Origin of the sequence: Halorubrum sp. JWXQ-INN 858, from assembly GCF_009806985.1 — an archaeon.
In the GTDB taxonomy this organism is placed as follows: Archaea; Halobacteriota; Halobacteria; order Halobacteriales; family Haloferacaceae; genus Halorubrum.
This window is the reverse complement of the sequence record NZ_WUAX01000008.1, coordinates 85,953-101,670: the sequence shown is the minus strand read 5'-3', so window position 1 is coordinate 101,670 and position 15,718 is coordinate 85,953. Positions and strand designations below refer to the sequence as shown.

General features: G+C 69.4%; 17 protein-coding genes. 10 read left to right on the top strand and 7 right to left on the bottom strand.

Annotated elements, in window-relative coordinates:
- Positions 1-35 precede the first annotated feature (35 nt).
- A complete protein-coding gene (locus GRS48_RS05895) occupies positions 36-1,274 on the top strand; it encodes a mandelate racemase/muconate lactonizing enzyme family protein (RefSeq protein WP_159484512.1) in 1,239 nt (412 codons plus the stop codon).
- 63 nt (positions 1,275-1,337) lie between these two features.
- Here the strand turns inward: GRS48_RS05895 and GRS48_RS05890 are convergent, their stop codons facing one another.
- Entirely contained in the window at positions 1,338-1,751 is a 414-nt protein-coding gene (locus GRS48_RS05890) for a hypothetical protein (protein ID WP_159484510.1), read from the bottom strand.
- Positions 1,752-1,757: 6 nt separating this feature from the next.
- Positions 1,758-2,204 (bottom strand): phage tail protein, encoded by a 447-nt coding sequence (locus tag GRS48_RS05885; protein ID WP_159484508.1) that lies wholly within the window; start codon positions 2,202-2,204, stop codon positions 1,758-1,760.
- A 109-nt stretch (positions 2,205-2,313) separates the two neighbouring features.
- Between GRS48_RS05885 and GRS48_RS05880 the strand changes: the two genes are divergently transcribed.
- Both GRS48_RS05880 and GRS48_RS05875 read left to right on the top strand, forming a co-directional pair.
- Positions 2,314-3,363, top strand: coding sequence for an acetamidase/formamidase family protein (locus GRS48_RS05880; protein ID WP_159484506.1), 1,050 nt, complete (start codon positions 2,314-2,316; stop codon positions 3,361-3,363).
- A 166-nt stretch (positions 3,364-3,529) separates the two neighbouring features.
- Entirely contained in the window at positions 3,530-5,155 is a 1,626-nt protein-coding gene (locus GRS48_RS05875; RefSeq protein ID WP_321168312.1) for a lipopolysaccharide biosynthesis protein, read from the top strand.
- Between the two features lie 93 nt (positions 5,156-5,248).
- On the opposite strand, the gene GRS48_RS05870 is transcribed toward GRS48_RS05875, so the two are convergent.
- Positions 5,249-5,890, bottom strand: coding sequence for a hypothetical protein (locus GRS48_RS05870; RefSeq protein WP_159484504.1), 642 nt, complete (start codon positions 5,888-5,890; stop codon positions 5,249-5,251).
- Positions 5,880-7,082, bottom strand: coding sequence for a DUF3179 domain-containing protein (locus GRS48_RS05865; protein ID WP_159484502.1), 1,203 nt, complete (start codon positions 7,080-7,082; stop codon positions 5,880-5,882). The genes GRS48_RS05870 and GRS48_RS05865 overlap by 11 nt, the downstream gene beginning before the upstream one ends.
- A gap of 189 nt (positions 7,083-7,271) precedes the next feature.
- Between GRS48_RS05865 and GRS48_RS05860 the strand changes: the two genes are divergently transcribed.
- Entirely contained in the window at positions 7,272-7,883 is a 612-nt protein-coding gene (locus GRS48_RS05860; protein ID WP_159484500.1) for a translation initiation factor IF-2 subunit beta, read from the top strand.
- A 245-nt stretch (positions 7,884-8,128) separates the two neighbouring features.
- Positions 8,129-9,532 carry a PAS domain-containing sensor histidine kinase gene (locus GRS48_RS05855; protein WP_159484498.1) on the top strand — a complete coding sequence of 468 codons (1,404 nt, stop codon included), beginning with the start codon at positions 8,129-8,131 and terminating at the stop codon, positions 9,530-9,532.
- A 166-nt stretch (positions 9,533-9,698) separates the two neighbouring features.
- On the opposite strand, the gene dph2 is transcribed toward GRS48_RS05855, so the two are convergent.
- Complete coding sequence (gene dph2 / locus GRS48_RS05850) at positions 9,699-10,742, bottom strand: diphthamide biosynthesis enzyme Dph2 (RefSeq protein ID WP_159484496.1); 1,044 nt, start codon at positions 10,740-10,742, stop codon at positions 9,699-9,701.
- Between the two features lie 162 nt (positions 10,743-10,904).
- Here dph2 and GRS48_RS05845 point away from each other — a divergent pair, with 162 nt between their 5' ends.
- From GRS48_RS05845 to GRS48_RS05830, 4 genes are all read left to right on the top strand, one after another.
- Positions 10,905-11,558, top strand: a complete 654-nt coding sequence (locus tag GRS48_RS05845; RefSeq protein ID WP_159484494.1) for an alpha/beta hydrolase — start codon at positions 10,905-10,907, stop codon at positions 11,556-11,558.
- Between the two features lie 182 nt (positions 11,559-11,740).
- Positions 11,741-12,115, top strand: coding sequence for a YlbF family regulator (locus GRS48_RS05840; RefSeq protein ID WP_159484492.1), 375 nt, complete (start codon positions 11,741-11,743; stop codon positions 12,113-12,115).
- Positions 12,116-12,173: 58 nt separating this feature from the next.
- Positions 12,174-12,896 carry a cell division inhibitor MinD gene (locus GRS48_RS05835; protein ID WP_321168311.1) on the top strand — a complete coding sequence of 241 codons (723 nt, stop codon included), beginning with the start codon at positions 12,174-12,176 and terminating at the stop codon, positions 12,894-12,896.
- 5 nt (positions 12,897-12,901) lie between these two features.
- On the top strand, positions 12,902-13,555 hold the full coding sequence (locus GRS48_RS05830) for a transcriptional regulator (protein WP_159484490.1): 654 nt from the start codon (positions 12,902-12,904) through the stop codon (positions 13,553-13,555).
- 125 nt (positions 13,556-13,680) lie between these two features.
- Here the strand turns inward: GRS48_RS05830 and GRS48_RS05825 are convergent, their stop codons facing one another.
- The gene (locus GRS48_RS05825) at positions 13,681-13,938 is read right to left on the bottom strand and encodes a hypothetical protein (protein WP_159484488.1); all 258 of its coding nucleotides are present in this window, start codon (positions 13,936-13,938) and stop codon (positions 13,681-13,683) included.
- Positions 13,939-14,011: 73 nt separating this feature from the next.
- Complete coding sequence (locus tag GRS48_RS05820) at positions 14,012-14,953, bottom strand: peptidylprolyl isomerase (protein WP_159484486.1); 942 nt, start codon at positions 14,951-14,953, stop codon at positions 14,012-14,014.
- A gap of 152 nt (positions 14,954-15,105) precedes the next feature.
- Between GRS48_RS05820 and cyaB the strand changes: the two genes are divergently transcribed.
- Entirely contained in the window at positions 15,106-15,687 is a 582-nt protein-coding gene (gene cyaB, locus GRS48_RS05815; RefSeq protein ID WP_159484484.1) for a class IV adenylate cyclase, read from the top strand.
- The last annotated feature ends 31 nt before the right edge of the window (positions 15,688-15,718 follow it).

The following is a 15,718-nucleotide window of genomic DNA, read 5'->3' as shown; positions in this document are numbered from 1 at the left end:
TAAACGTTTACTTCGGTGCGAATGAATCGTCACGCATGAGCCGGAACTACGAGTCGCTACACGACCCGAACGCGGAGTACACGATGCGGGAGCTCTCCGGGGAGACGATGGGCGTGACGGGCTCGCGGGGCGGCGGGCGCGACGTGGAGATCACGGACGTACAGACGACGATGGTCGACGGCAACTTCCCGTGGACGCTCGTCCGCGTCTACACTGACGCCGGCGTCGTCGGGACCGGCGAGGCGTACTGGGGCGCGGGCGTTCCGGAGCTCATCGAGCGGATGAAGCCGTTCGTCGTCGGCGAGAACCCCCTCGACATCGACCGGCTATACGAACACCTGATCCAGAAGATGTCCGGCGAGGGCTCCGTCGAGGGCGTCACCGTCACCGCGATCTCCGGCATCGAGGTGGCGTTACACGACCTCGCGGGGAAGATCCTCGACGTTCCCGCCTACCAGCTGCTCGGCGGGAAGTACCGCGACGAGATGCGCGTCTACTGTGACTGCCACACCGAGGAGGAGGCCGACCCCGAGGCGTGTGCCGACGAGGCCGAACGCGTCGTCGACGAGCTCGGCTACGACGCCCTGAAGTTCGACCTCGACGTGCCGAGCGGCCTGGAGAAGGACCGCGCGAACCGCCACCTCCGCCCCGGCGAGATCCGTCACAAGGCCGAGATCGTCGAGACGGTGACCGAACGGGTGAAGGACAAGGCGGACGTCGCGTTCGACTGTCACTGGACGTTCTCGGGCGGCTCGGCAAAGCGGCTCGCCGCCGCCCTCGAGGAGTACGACGTGTGGTGGCTCGAGGACCCCGTACCGCCGGAGAACCTCGAGGTCCAGGAGGAGGTCACGAAGTCCACGGTCACGCCCATCGCCGTCGGCGAGAACCGGTACCGCGTCACCGAGGAGCGCCGCCTCATCGAGAACCAGGCGGTCGACATCATCGCACCGGACCTGCCGAAGGTCGGCGGCATGCGCGAGACCCGCAAGATCGCGGACGTCGCCAACCAGTACTACGTCCCGGTCGCGATGCACAACGTCTCCTCGCCGGTCGCGACGATGGCCGCCGCACACGTCGGCGCGGCCGTCCCGAACTCGCTGGCCGTCGAGTACCACTCCTACGAGCTCGGCTGGTGGGGCGATCTCGTCGAGGAGGACGTCATCGAGGACGGCTACATCGAGATCCCCGAGCGGCCCGGCCTCGGCGTCACCCTCGACATGGACGCCGTCGAGGCGCACATGGTGGAGGGCGAGGAGCTGTTCGACCCCGCGTAGGCGGAGCGGGACCGTTCTGGGGGTCGGAGAGAGGTCGCCGACGGTCAGCCATACGGTCGACGGTCAGCCATACGGTCGACGGTCGGGTTCACTCCTCGGCGAGCCCGGATCGCGGAGCCGACCGAACGCCGTCGGCGTTTGCGTCGCCCGCGTCTCACGGACGTGGCCGCGGTCGTCGCGGTACCTGACGTGTGACTCGAAGGTTCGCGGGCCGTCGTACCCGTCACGGGGCGCGAGCACGGTCCGGAACCGGCTCCCCGGCGGGACGACGCCGACCGTCTCGAACGGGTTCGACGCCCCGGGCTCGGCGTCGAACGCCACGGCGGCCCACCCGGGATCGAGCGAGACGGCGACGTCGTGGGCGGCACGGGGGCCGACGTTCTCGACGACGAGCAACAGCACCCCGCGCTCGGCGTCGAGCGAGACGACCACGTCGGGCGCGCCGAACAGCCGGCGTCGGAGGGCGTCGAACGCCACCGTCGGTCACTTCCGGTCGCCGCCGACCGATTCGACCGCGTACCCCTCGTGTGCGAGCTCGAGGGTCTCGGTCGCGACGCCGTTCTCCCGCGAATCGAGCGTCGGTCCGGCGAGCCGGACCGGCCACGCGTTCTTCACCTTCCACACCACCGTGGGATCGTGCTCGGCGTCGAGCAGCGAGACGGTGACGTTCCGTCGTTCGACCGTTCCGAGCCGGACCGTGTTCACCCACTCGTAGAACTCGTTGTCGCCGGGGGACACCCCGCGCTCGAGGACGAGGTTCGCGTACCGTGGGCGTCCGGGCATCGTTCGGTCGCCGTACTCCGGCGAGGAGCCCTCGCGGTAGGCGACGACGTCGTGAGCGATCTCGAGCCCGGAGACCCTCGTGCAGCCGACCCGGGTGCCGCCCCACTCGACGACGAAGTGGATCGGGCTGGCAGGATCCGATGACATGACACGATATTCCATACCACGGTCATAACGGTACCGGTGACACGACGGATCCCCCTCGCCGACCGCGACGAACGTTTTTAAGTGACCGGCGATCGACCCGTGATTACGTATGACACACCACGAACAGGGGGCGGGATCAGGGACGACGGGATCGGGGGGGACGGGACCGGGAGCGACGGAGTCGGACGCGACCTCGGCGGAGCGGGAGTACACGGTCGATCATCGGCTGTCGGACGCCGAGGACAACGTCCACCGCAGCTGGGACAACGCGACCGATCCGGTCCTCACGGTGGACTCCGGCGACGTCGTCCGGTTCGAGTGCCGCGACGCCGTCGACCGCCAGCTCGACGTCGAATCGACCGCCGACGACTTCGCGAACGTGAGCTTCGACCCCGTCCACCCGCTGACGGGCCCCGTCGCCGTCGCGGGCGCGGAGCCCGGCGACGTCCTGCAGGTCGACCTCCTCGACCTCCAACACAAGGGCTGGGGGTACACGGGCTACCTGCCCGGCGAGATGGGGCTCGGGCTGCTCCCCGAGGAGTTCCCCGAGGCCGGCGTCCACATCTGGGACCTCGAGGGCGACGTGGGGCGGTTCGTGAACGGAATCGAGGTTCCGCTGGACCCCTTCCCGGGCGTCATCGGCGTCGCGCCCGCCGCCGCCGGGGAACACGACACGCTCCCGCCGCGGCGCGTCGGCGGAAACATGGACGTCAAGCACATGACCGCGGGGTCGACGGTGTATCTCCCCGTCGAGGTCGCGGGCGCGCTGTTCTCGACGGCCGACTGTCACGCCGCACAGGGCGACGGCGAGGTCTGCGTGACCGGGATCGAAGCGCCGATGTTCGTCACCGCGCGCCTCTCCGTACGGACGGACATGGCGATCGATCAGCCGCAGTTCGAGACGAACGGACCGTTCACGCCGACCGGCCGCGACGAGCGGATGTACGGGACGACCGGGATCGCCGACGACCTGATGGAGGCGACGAAGCTGGCGACGCGACACATGATCGACCACCTCCACGAGGAGCGTGACCTCACGCGGGGGGAGGCGTACATCCTCTGTTCGGCGGCGATGGACCTGAAGGTCAGCGAAGTCGTCGACGCACCCAACTGGACCGTCTCGGCGTACATGCCGGAGAGCGTCTTCCCGGACGGGTGAGCCATTGGCCGCGTGAGCGGCGCCGAGCGGCGGGCGGCTCCCGGTCGATGGTCCACGCGAGGGTTTCGACTCGTCGACGTCTCACGCGAGGGTTTCGACCCGTCGACGTCTCACGCGAGGGTTTCGATCCGTTTAATCCGCGGTCGTGCCGTCGGACGAACGTATCGTGGGAGACGATCCGAGGGAGCGGCCCGACGACGCCACTGACGGTTCCGGTGCGGGTACCGGCGATACCGACGACGGTTCCGTCGCGGACGTCGCTGAGGACGAGCACGACGCGCTGGTCGAAATCGCGCACGGCGCGGTCGTCACGTCGGGGGCGTTCTCCGCCCAGCGCGGGTTGACGACCGCGACCGAGTTCGTCCTCGCCAGGGGGCTCGGGCCGACGACGTACGGCGTGTACGCGCTCGCGTGGCGTATCGCCCAGGTGCTCGTCCGGCTCGTCACGTTCGGGAGCGTGCCGGCGCTTCAGCGCTTTCTCCCGGCCGCGAGCGACGACCCGGCCCGCCGCTCGCGAGTCACGGGACTGGCGTACGCGACGACGGTCTGGGTCGGCGTCCTCATGGCGGTCGGCGTCTGGGTGTCGGCCCCGCGGATCAACGACCTCACCGTGACCGAGCCGGCGTTCATCCCGACGCTTCGGCTGTTCGGCGTCCTGGTGGGGCTCGCCGGGCTGGCGATGATCGCCGCCGGCGTCTTCCGCGCCATCGGGTCGGCCCGCGGCGAGGTCCTATTCAACAAGCTGTTGCGCCCGGCGGCCCGGCTCGTCGGCGCGCTCGTGGCCCTGGCGCTCGGGTACTCCGTCGTCGGCGTCGCCGGTGCGATGGTCGCCTGTCTGTTCCTGCTCGTCGTCGTCGGGGTCCCGCTGTCGGTCCGCGTGACGCGGATCACCCCGACGCTCCGCGGCGCGCGCTCCGAGGCGTGGCGCTTCTATAACCACGCCGCGCCGGTCGCGATGAGCAGCCTCGGGAAGGTGTTCCAGAACCGCGTCGACGTCCTCCTGGTCGGCGCGCTCCTCTCGGCGGTCGCGGCCGGCGTGTACAACGTCGTCCTCGTACTGATCGCCATCGCGTGGATCCCGCTGTTGTCGTTCAACCAGCTCCTCCCCCCGGTGGCGTCCGACCTGTACGCGGACGACCGAACGGACACGCTCAACGCGGTGTACTCGTCGGTGACTCGGCTCATCGTCACGACGGTCCTGCCGCTGCTCGCGGTGCTGGGCGTGTACGGCGGGGAGCTGCTCGCGGTGTTCGGCGAGACGTACGTCCGCGGCTACGTTCCCCTCGTCGTCTATCTCGGCGGCGTGTTCGTCGGGAGCGCCGTGGGCGCGACCGGCTGGCTCCTCATGATGACCGACCACCAGTACGCGCGGATGGCGCTCGACTGGCTGCTCGCCGCCCTCAACGTCGGGCTGACGTACGTCTTCGTCCTTCGGTTCGGGCTCGTCGGCGCGGCGCTCGGCACCTCCCTCGCCATCGTCGTCCAGAACGGGCTCCAGTTGCTGTTGCTTCGCCGGTTCGAGGGGTTGTGGCCGTACGACCGTACCTTCGGAAAGCCGCTCGCTGCCGGAGCCGTGATGATCGGCGGTATGCTCGCGGTTCGAGCCGTGGTCCCCGGGATCGCGGCGGTCGTCCTCGGCTCCCTCGCTGGGGTCGCGGCGTATCTGCTCACGCTGCACGCCCTCGTCGTCGACCCCCGGGACCGGCTCGTCGTCCGCGAGCTCGCCGAGAGCTACCGCGAGACGCTCTCGGAGTGGCGAAGCGCGGGAAGCGATACCCGCGGAAAGCGGTGACCGGAGGGATCGGCGACCGCTGGACGAGGGTCGTCCCGGACACGCCGGCTTCGGGATCGGTCCTGCCACCCGCCGACTTCGGGATCGGTCCTGTCACCCGCTGGCTTCGGGATCGACCCGGCTCCCGACCCACAACAGCGTTCCGACCAGGGCGACGACGGCGAGCGGGAGGAACCACCGCATGGCGGCGAGGATCCCAGTAGAGGCCTGCACACCGATGATCAGGAGCAGCGTCGGGCCACAACAAACGAACCCGGAGAGGATCCCCGGCAGCCCGGCGGCCGCCCCGGCACCGGGACCGATCCGACACGCGGACGGGCCGCGCCAGGCGACGACGGAGACCGCCAGAGTGACGCCGACGAGCGTCGCGAGCGCGACCCCGATCACGGCGTTGACGGGCGCAAAGAGGTACTCGACCGGACCGACGCCGACGAGCGCGACCGTCTCGTACTGGAACGGCGCGACCCGACGCGCCGCGGTCGACAGCGGATCGCTCACGACGAACACGTCGATCAGCGGCTCCGTCCCGGCGATGCCGCCGCCCACGACGGTCCGTCGTCCGAGGTGCCCGAGCCCGGCGCTGTAGAGGAGAACGTATCCGACCACGACAGCCCCGAACGTCACGCGGCCGTCGCGACGCGCGAGCGATGCGCGAACGGCGAACGCCGCTCGACGGACGAGCCCCACGGACCACGCGACCGGCGCACCGGTCGGGGTGGACGTCTCAGCGCCCATCGCCGGGTCCCGTGTGTCGGCCGACGAACGCGGTGGTGGGGTAAAACCCGGCCCAGGCGAACCACATCGCGTCGAACGCCAGAACCGACTCGAGCGGCAGTTCGGCGGCGGGAACGCCCCCGCCTTCGCCCTCGACCCGGTAGGCGTCGCCGTCCGCCTCGATCGACAGGCCGTCGGGGTCGCGGTAGACGTAGCCGGTCGAGAGCACGGGGTCCGTGACGGCGACGAGCCGGTCCGCACCGTTGCTCCCGCCCCCACCGTTCGCGCCGGCTCCGCTCGCCGGTATCGTTCCCGAGAGCGTCCGGTTCTCGAGTAGCGTCTCCTTGTCGAAGGCGATCGCACCGGTCGCCGTCCGCGCGCCGATGACGACGGACTTCGCGTGGCCGTCGTCCGGCCGGGAGAGCGGGGAGAACATGGTCGAATCCCCCGCGTAGTAGCCCTGTAGCGGATCGTAGGCGCCGTACGGGTCGCTTCCGTACCGACGCGCGAAGCCGGTGTCGTCGGTCAGGACCTCCGAGTCCGGATACGCGGCGCGCCACTCGCCGAGCGTCGTCCACACGACGCGGAACTCCCGAAGCGATCGACCCCGCATCGGGCCGTCGATGGCGGTGGCGAGCAGCTGGGGCCACCAGCTCTCCGTCTCCCGGTCGTACATGATCAGGTTCGAGTTGACGAGGTGGCCGGAGACGCCGAACTCCGCGGCGCCGCGCTCGAACCCCTGTGCGGTACCGGTGAGCGGACAGTACGTGACCGCGACCTGCTCGCCGGCGATCACGTCGTTGACGATCTCGTGCCAGACGAGCACGTACTGGGGATACGCCCTGGCCACGCCGTCACGCACGACGCCGAACACGGGCGCGCCGTCGCCGAGCGGGTCGTCGGCGACCGGACGGAACCGCGGACGGTCGATCGAGGGGATGCCGTCCTGTCCGACACCCCCGCTTATCGACGCCTCGAGCAGCCGGTCGTGGTCGTACTCGAGGAACAACGGATCGGCCGTAGTCGGTGGATCGGGGGCGGGCGGGTCACCGAGCGCCTCGTCGTCGCCGTCCCCGTGTTCCGCCTCGGAGGACGAGTCCGATCCCGACCCGCCGCGGATCCCACCGACGACGTCTCCATCGGTACACCCGGACAAGGCGGTGACGCCCCCAGCGAGGGCGACGGCGAGGAGGCGTCTGCGGCTGTGGTTCATACACTACCGACGCGCCCGAACGTATCAAGCGCGAGCCGGCTGTGCGACGCGTACGCATCAGCCACGAACGTCGACCATGGACGCGCCGAGCAGGTCCAAACCGAGGAGACGGGGGCGCTCGTATCGATCGAACGGCCGGGGCGGAACGGACCCGGAAGCGATTTCCGTCGCCCCCTCTTGCCGTTCCGTATGGAATACGAATCGAGCCTCGATCGCGCCATGGAGGCGGTCCCCGACTTCGGTGGCTCCGACGAGCGACTGTCCGTGCCGTCCCCGCAGACCCAGAAGGACGGGGCGTTCACCCGCCTGACGAACCTCTCGGCCATCGCCGACGCGCTGGGACGGGACCCCGAGCACGTCCACTCGAAGATCCAACAGGAGCTCGGCACCGCCGGCCAGTACGACAACGGCCGGGCGCGTTACAACGGGAACTTCCGCGAGAGCGACTTCCAGGCGGCCGTCGACTCGTACATCGAGTCGTTCGTCACCTGCTCGGAGTGTGGCCTCCCCGACACGCGGCTGGAGACCGAGAACCGGACGCCCATGCTTCGCTGTGAGGCGTGTGGGGCATTCCGTCCGGTCGCCAAGCAGTCGACGGCGAACACCCAGCGACAGGAGGAAGCGATCGAGTCGGGTAACACGTACGAGCTACGCATCGTGGGCACGGGCCGCAAGGGCGACGGGGTCGCCGAGCGCGGCGAGTACACGATCTTCGTCCCCGGCGCCCAGGAGGGCGACACCGTCCGTGCGTACATCAAGAACGTCTCCGGTAACCTCGCGTTCGCGCGCCGCGAGAGCTGATCGGACCGATCGGGCCCGCGGCCCGAAGCGACGATCGGCCATCCGGATCGGTGACCGATCCCTGAGGCGACAACCGATCCCTGAAGCGACAACCGATCCCTGAAGCGACAACCAACCCCCGAAGCGACAACCAACCCCTGAAGCGACAACCGACCCCCGAAGCGCTCGACCCATCGGCAGCGGCGGACACGGATCGGAGGGAACAGTATTTACGTCCGTTCCTCGGAACACAACCGTGAGACGCGATGCGTAACGACGAGATCGAACGCCCGGACGACACCTTTTCGGCGTTGTTCGGGGCGCTACCCGTCGGCGCGCTCGCCGAAGGCCCCGACCGCGGCGTGCTCGCGGTCAACCCGCGACTGATCGAACTGTTCGGCCTCTCGACCGCCGCGACGGACCTCGTCGGCGTCGATGCCGCGGAGCTGATCGGACGGATCGCAGAGCGATGCGTGGATCCGGAGGGATTCACCGACCGGGCCGCCGAACTGGTGGCGGCTCGGGAGCCCGTCGAGGGCGACGAGTGGGACCTCCGGGACGGGCGAACCGTCGAACGAAGCTATCGGCCGGTCGACCTCCCTGGTGGGAGCGGGAACCTGTGGCTGTTCCGTGACGTCTCCGCGACCCGGCGGACGGTGCGCGAGCTCGCGGAGAGCGAGGAGCGGCTGAGCCTCGCGCTGTCGGCCGGCCAGCTCGGGATCTGGGAGCTCGATCTCGGTTCGAACGATTCCCCGGTCCGCTCGCCGCGTCACGACTGGATCTTCGGCTACGAGGACCCGATCGACGACTGGAGCGTCGAGACGTTCCTCGAACACGTCCATCCGGACGACCGCGAGGACGTCCGTCGACGGTTCGACGCCGCCTTCGAGACCGGACGCTGGGAGTTCGACTGTCGCATCCACCGGGCGGACGGCGAACGGCGGTGGATCGAGGCCCAAGGGGAGTTCCACTTCGACGCCGAGGGGACGCCGACGCGCGCGGTCGGCACCGTCGAGGACGTCACCGACGAGCGGAACTCCCGGGAGGAGCTGAAACGCGTTAACGAGCGCTTAGACCAGTTCTCCAGTATGGTGTCACACGACGTCAGGAACCCGCTTTCGGTCGCGTTGGGGCGGCTGGAACGCTACTACGAAACCGGGGACGAGTCGAACTTAGCGCCCGTCGAGACGTCGTTACGCCGGATCGAGGAGATCGTCACCGACCTCGCGGCGCTGGCCCGATACGGCTCCACGGGTGACGAGCACGGGCCGGTCTCCCTGCCCGACGCCGCCCGGGCCGCATGGGCGATGATCGATACACGGTCGGCGACGCTGGAGACGGAGCCGGTGACGCTCATCGGCGACGAGAGCCAGCTGCAAGGGCTCTTCGAGAACCTGTTCCGGAACGCGGTCGGCCACGGCGGCCCGGACGTGACGGTCCGCGTCGGCCCGCTTCCGGACGGGTTTTACGTGGAAGACACCGGGGACGGGATCCCGTCCGACCACCAGGATCACGTGTTCGAGCACGGCTACACCACGGGGTACGGCGGGAGCGGGATCGGGCTCACGATCGTCGACCGGATCGCGAACGCACACGGGTTCGACGCCACCGTCGCGGAGAGCGCGGAGGGCGGCGCACGGTTCGAGTTCCGGGAGACGGCGCCGTCGTAGACGGGACGTCACGGTAGCGACCGGCGCGAACGTGTACTGACGGGAACGAGGATCGGTGCGAACGAGGATCGGTGCGAACGAGGATCGGTGCGAACGAGGATCGGTGCGAACGAGAACCGGTACGAACGAGAATCGGTACGAACGAAGGTCGCCGAGCGCGACGCCGTTACCAGGTGTCGTGGAACGTGTCGAACTCGATGGAGTCGAGCGGCTTCTCGCCGATCGCCGCCTCGTACTCGCCGGGGGTCAACATCGGCTTGTGGAACCGCGGGCCGTCGTCGGTCGTGATCCGCGGACAGCCCGTGTTGACGAACGCGTCCATCGCGAAGTTCCGGAGGCGGTCCGGAGTCACCTCGTCCATCGTGATCAGGTACGCGTTCTCGTTGTTCTCGACGATCTCCTGAGCCTTCTCCCAGCGACCCTGTCCGATCTTCGTACAGAAGATCACGCCCCACTTCTCGGCCCCCATCGCCTTGTGCACCGACGCGTAGCGCTGTTTGAGGAACTGGTCGTGTTCGGCGATCTTCACGACGTTGTTGACCGGGTCGGCAATGACGACGCGCTTTTCGGGGTGTTCCATCGCCAACCCGACGGGATGGAACTTGCCGCCGCCGACGTACAACACTTGGTCGGCGGGGATGTCCGCGGAGGCGTAGTTGCAGCCGAGCACCTGCCCCTCCATCGTCAGTCGGTCGTCTCCGCGGCGAGTGTGGACCTCGTAGCCTCGCTCCTCGAGCCAGTCGGTCATCTCCTCGAATCGGTTCATGTGCTGGGCGGTCGTGACGATCCCGACCTCGGGGTCGTCCTCCGGGTCCTCGAGCTCGTCGAGCGCGTCCTCCATGATCGGGAACGGATCGACGTTCGAGAACAGCGGGACGTAGATGATGCTGTCGGACTCCTTCATCGGCGTGTGGCCGAAGTGGACGAAGACGTCGGTCCGGCGCATCAGGTACGTGTCGAGGTCACACGCCCCGTAACAGGGCTGTCCGGAGATCATGAACGTGACGTCGTCGGGGGCGGCCTCGCGGAGGTCGTCGGCGACGCTCGGGCCGCGGCGTTTCAACCCCTCAGGGAACTGGAGGCCGACCTTCGTGGCGTCGCGCTCCTCGATGGCCTCGACGATCCGGTCGAGTTCGTAGTCCCACTCGCGATCGTGTTTCAGGGCCATCCCCGTCTTGGTGAGGTCGCCCTCCGTGGACCCGCGGCTCATATATCCCGTGGTTGCGGCCCAGCACGGTTAAACCGCCCGTTCCCCGGAGAAAGCACCGATCGATCATGAACGGCGTCGGTCACCCTCGACGCCGTCCCCGAGACGCCGACGTGCCGCTGCCGCGGCCGACAGACACAACCGCCGACCCGTCCAACGGCGGATATGACCGAACTCCCACTGGAATACGTCCACGTCGCGCCCGACGACGACGCCGCGAACGCGCCCGCGGTGTTCGTGTTACACGGCCGGGGCGCGGACGAGCAGGACCTGCTACCGATCGCCGAGCGCCTCCCGGACGCCCTCCACGTGATCAGCCTCCGCGCGCCCGAGCCCCTGCAGGGCGGCTACACGTGGTACGAACTCGACCTCTCCGGCGGGGGGCTCCACGAGAGCCAGCCGCACGCCGCGGAGTTCGCGCGGAGCCTCGATCTCGTCTCCGAGACCGTCGCCGCCGCGGTCGACGCCTACGACCTCGATCCGGACCGACTCGGCCTGCTCGGCTTCAGCCAGGGGGCGATCTCGAGCCTGGCGCTCCTGCTCGACGCGCCCGACCGCTACGCGTGGGTCGTCGCGCTCCACGGCTACCTCGCCGACTCGCACGCCGACCGCGACCCGGACGGGATCGACGGGACGCCCGTGTTCGTCGGCGCGGGGTCCGGGGACCGCGTGATCCCGGAATCGCGGTCGCGGGCCGCCGCAGACCGCCTCGAGGCGATCGGCGCGGACGTCACCTACGGGGCGTACCCGACCGGACACGGTGTCGGGCCGGACGAGCTGGCCGCCGTCGTCGCGTTCGTCGAGGCCCGGATCGACTGATACGGGGTGATCCGAGGCTGAGTTAGGGCTGATCCGAGGCTGGGTTAGGGCTGATCCGAGGCCGATCCGGCGTTCCGGTTCGATCGCCCACGCGCCCCGCCCTGACGCCGCTGCTGTCGACTCCGACGGGTCGGCGGTGCCGGCTCCGGCAGGTTGAAACCGATCGCGTCCCGAACGAGGGTATGAGCGCGGAACAAGCGTCCATCGAGGACCTCGGCCGTGAGCTCGGCGAACGGATCGCCCGAACGCCGGAGTACGAGCGCTTCGAGGAGACCCGCGAGGCCGTTCAACGCGACGCCGCGGTCCAGGAGCGGATCGACGAGTTCGAACGGCTCCGGGCGGAGTTCATGCAGGCCCGCCAGACCGGACAGGCGACCCAGTCCGACCTCGAAACGGTCCAGAGCACCCAGCGGGAGCTCCACTCGATGCCCGTCATGCGCGAGTTCCTCGACGCCCAAGACGAGCTGAACGACACGCTCGAAGCCGTCAACGAGGCGATCTCCGAGCCGCTCGACGTCGACTTCGGCGGCGAGGCCGGCGGCTGCTGTCAGGACTGAGCGGCCGATCGCCGCGGCGAGGGAGACGTTTTAAGTATCATACGGCAGCAGAGCCTCCGTGATAGCCGTCGCCGGCGGAAAGGGCGGGAGCGGGAAGACGACGACCACCCTCGGCGTCGGACGGGCGCTCGCCGACCGGGAGGCCGGCCCCGTCGTCGCCGTCGACGCCGACTGGGACCTCCCGAACCTCGCCGCGCTGGCCGACGCGGTCGGCACACGGGACGGCGAGCCACCCGCGCCCGATTCGCGGACGGTTCCCGCGACGTTCGGAAACGCCGGGCGTGACGCGGCGTGGTCGGGGAACGGCTCGGGATCGTTCTCGGTCCTCGCCGCGCCGGACGATCCGACGATCCGCGACGAATACGCGGCCTTCGAGGCCGTAAGCGGGTCCGCCCCGGGCGGCGCGCGAGTTCTCCTCGACTGTCCCGCGGGCGTCTCCCCGGACGCGGCGGTTCCGCTGCGCGCCGCCGACGCGAGCCTCCTCGTGACGTCGCGACACCCGCCGGCGCTTCGGGACACCGCGAAGACGGCCGCGATGGCGCGGGCGCTCGATTGTCCGCCCCTCGGCGTCGTGGTCACGCGGGCGGCGTCCGCCCCGAACGGCGTCGCCGACCTCCTCGCGTGTCCGTCGCTCGGTGCGGTTCCCGACGCCCCGTCCGCCCCGTTGGGAGAGCCCGCGGTCCGCGCGGCGTACGACGATGTCGCCGCCGCGCTGATCGGTCAGGGGATCGGTCAGTCGGGACCGGTACCGACAGAGACAAACCGCCCCGGCGGTCAGTGACCGACATGGATCGTCTGCCGACGGGCGTGTCGGTGCTCGATCGGGAGCTCGACGGCGGGGTCCCGTCCGGGAGCATCGTGGTCTTGAAGGCGGACCCCGCGAGCCAGTCCGAGCTGTTCTTGAACACGTTCAGCGGGGCCCGTCCGACGACGTACCTCACCACCGTTCGGTCCTCGGCCGCGGTCGAGCAGGGGTTCGAGCGCGCGAAGATCCCCCCGGAGGACGTGACGGTCGACGCCATCGACGGGAGCGGCCACGGCGGCGGGAGCGGCGACGCGGGATCGACCCTCGAGAACGCCACCGCCAGGCTCGACGCGATGCCCGAACGTGGGACCCTCGTCATCGACTCGCTCGGCCCGTTGGAGGCGTTCGATCCGGAGCCGTACCGCCGGTTTCTCGCCGCTCTCAGCGAGCGGGTCACCGAGACGGGCGGAGTCGCCGTTCTCCACGCCATGACCGCGCCCGAGCGGTCGCGGAACCGGATCGTCTCGGAACAGGTGGCCGACGTCGTCTTCGACCTCCGGACGACCGTGAGCGGGACCGACGTCGTGAACCGGCTCGTGGTCCCGAAGTTCCGCGGCGGCGTTCCGTTGGACGAGCCCCTGAAGCTGAAGCTCACCGACGGCGTCGCCGTGGACACCAGCCGGGACATCGCCTGAGACGACGGCCGCGTTCCGGCGCGGTCGACGTGGACGCTCGATTCACCGACGCCGACGCACATACCGAACTCGTCGACGTCGACGCACATACCGAGCTCATCGACGTCGACGCCGTCGTCCGTCAGTCACAACAGGGTCGTGAGGAGCACGACGGCCCCGACGAGCGCGGCGAGCAGCGCCCAGTTTCGAGCCGTGTCCCACGAACCGTACGGGCCTCCCTTTCGGGAGAAGAGGTACGCGAAGTAGACGAGTACCGGCGAGAGCGTCGCCAGCGCACCGATATCCCCAATCAGTCCGAGCCCCGAAACCACCGCGAGAGCGACCGTCGCGGCGGCGGCGGTGCCGGCGACGACGACGTCCTCACGGGCCCGTTCGATCTCCATACCGGTCGGTGGGGCGGCAGGGGTTCAAAAAGGATCGGTTCGTCAGCGTCGCGTCCGACGGTCGGTCGCCGTGTTACTCCTCGTCGAGCTCGTCGACGATCTCGTCGGCGTCGATGTCCACGTCCTCGAGCGCCTCCTCGATGTCGGCCGCGCCGGCACCGCCCATGCCGCCCATCATGCCGCCCATGCCGCCCATGCCGCCGCCCTCGATGACCTCCTCGACGACGACGCGGTCGAGGTCGAGCCGGCCCATGAGGTCCTGGGCGATCTGCTGTTTCTGGAACATCCACTGCTGGTTCATCTGCATCCCGGGCGTCGCCGTGATGTAGAGAACGTCCTTCTCGACCTCCTCGGTCTCGACGACTTCCTCGCCGTCGTCGTCCTCGGTGACCGTCTCCTCCTCCTCGACGACGGTCTCGATGCGGACGTCGGGCTCCTCCTGAAGGTACATCCCGAGCAGGCCGGCGGCCTTCTCCTCACGGTCGTCGATGACCTCGAGGATCTCGTACTCGTACTCGAGCTCCTCGCCCGCGAGCGGGTGGTTGAAGTCGACGCGGGCGCGCCCGCCGATGATCGTCTCCAGGTGTCCCTGACGGTTGTCGATCTGGATCTGCGCGCCGGGGTAGCGGCTGTCCTCGGGGATCTTGTCGGCCTTGACGGTTTCGACCTCGTCGGGGTCGTACGCGCCGAAGGCGTCCTCGGCGGAGACGTCGACGACGCCCTCGTCGCCGACCGACGCGCCGGTGAGCGCCTCCTCGACGGACGGGAAGACGTGACCCGCGCCCAGCGCGATGATCCGCGGCTCGAACTCGTACTCGTCGGTGTCGATCTCCGACTCCTCGGCCACCGCCTCGTCGGTCGTGTCGATGACGCGGTCGTCGTCGGCCGTGCGGATCGTGTAGGCGATGCGGACGAAGTCGCCGTCCTGCAGGCCCGTCGATTCGGCTTCGGTCGTGTCTTCGGTGTCGGCCTGTTCGGCGTCGGCGTCCGTGTCGGCCTGCTCCTGGTCGCTCATGCGCGAAACATCACTCGTTGTACCCTTAAGGCGCACGGTTCGACGCGGTCGTCGTGCCCCGCGGTGACACACGAAAGGGCGGCTCCGGCGCGCGACGCCCCGCCGCGCGGCGGTCCCGCCGACTTATTACCGTGGACGGACGGATCCCGTCCATGTACGAGGTCGAGATCAAGGTCCCAGCGCCCGTCGACGACGTCCGTCAACGGCTCCGCGAGGCGGACGCCGAGCCGGTCGACGCCGGACGCCAGCGTGACGTGTACTACGACGCGCCCCATCGCGACTTCGCTGAGACCGACGAGGCGCTCCGGCTCAGACACGAGAGCCCGCTTCGGGACGGGATCGGCTCCGCGGTGGAGGGGGAGACGACGACGGCGGTCACGTATAAAGGGCCGCTGCTCGACGACGCCTCCAAAACCCGTGAGGAGCACGAGACGGGCGTCAGCGACGGCGACGAGGCCGGGGCGGTACTCGCCGGGCTCGGGTTCACGCCCGCCGCTACCGTGGTGAAACACCGGGAGTTCTGGACGCTTGACGGGTTCACCGTCACCCTCGACGCCGTCGAGGACGTGGGCGAGTTCGTCGAGGTGGAACGCGAGGTCAACGAGGAAGCGGCGATCGACACGACCCGGGAAGACGCGACGCGCGTCCTCGACCGGCTCGGACTCGACGCCGCGGATGGGGTCCGAACGTCGTATCTCGGGCTCCTGTTGTCGGGGAACGAACGCGACGAATGAGTTGAGTCCCGACGGCGTCCAGCCGGGCGCT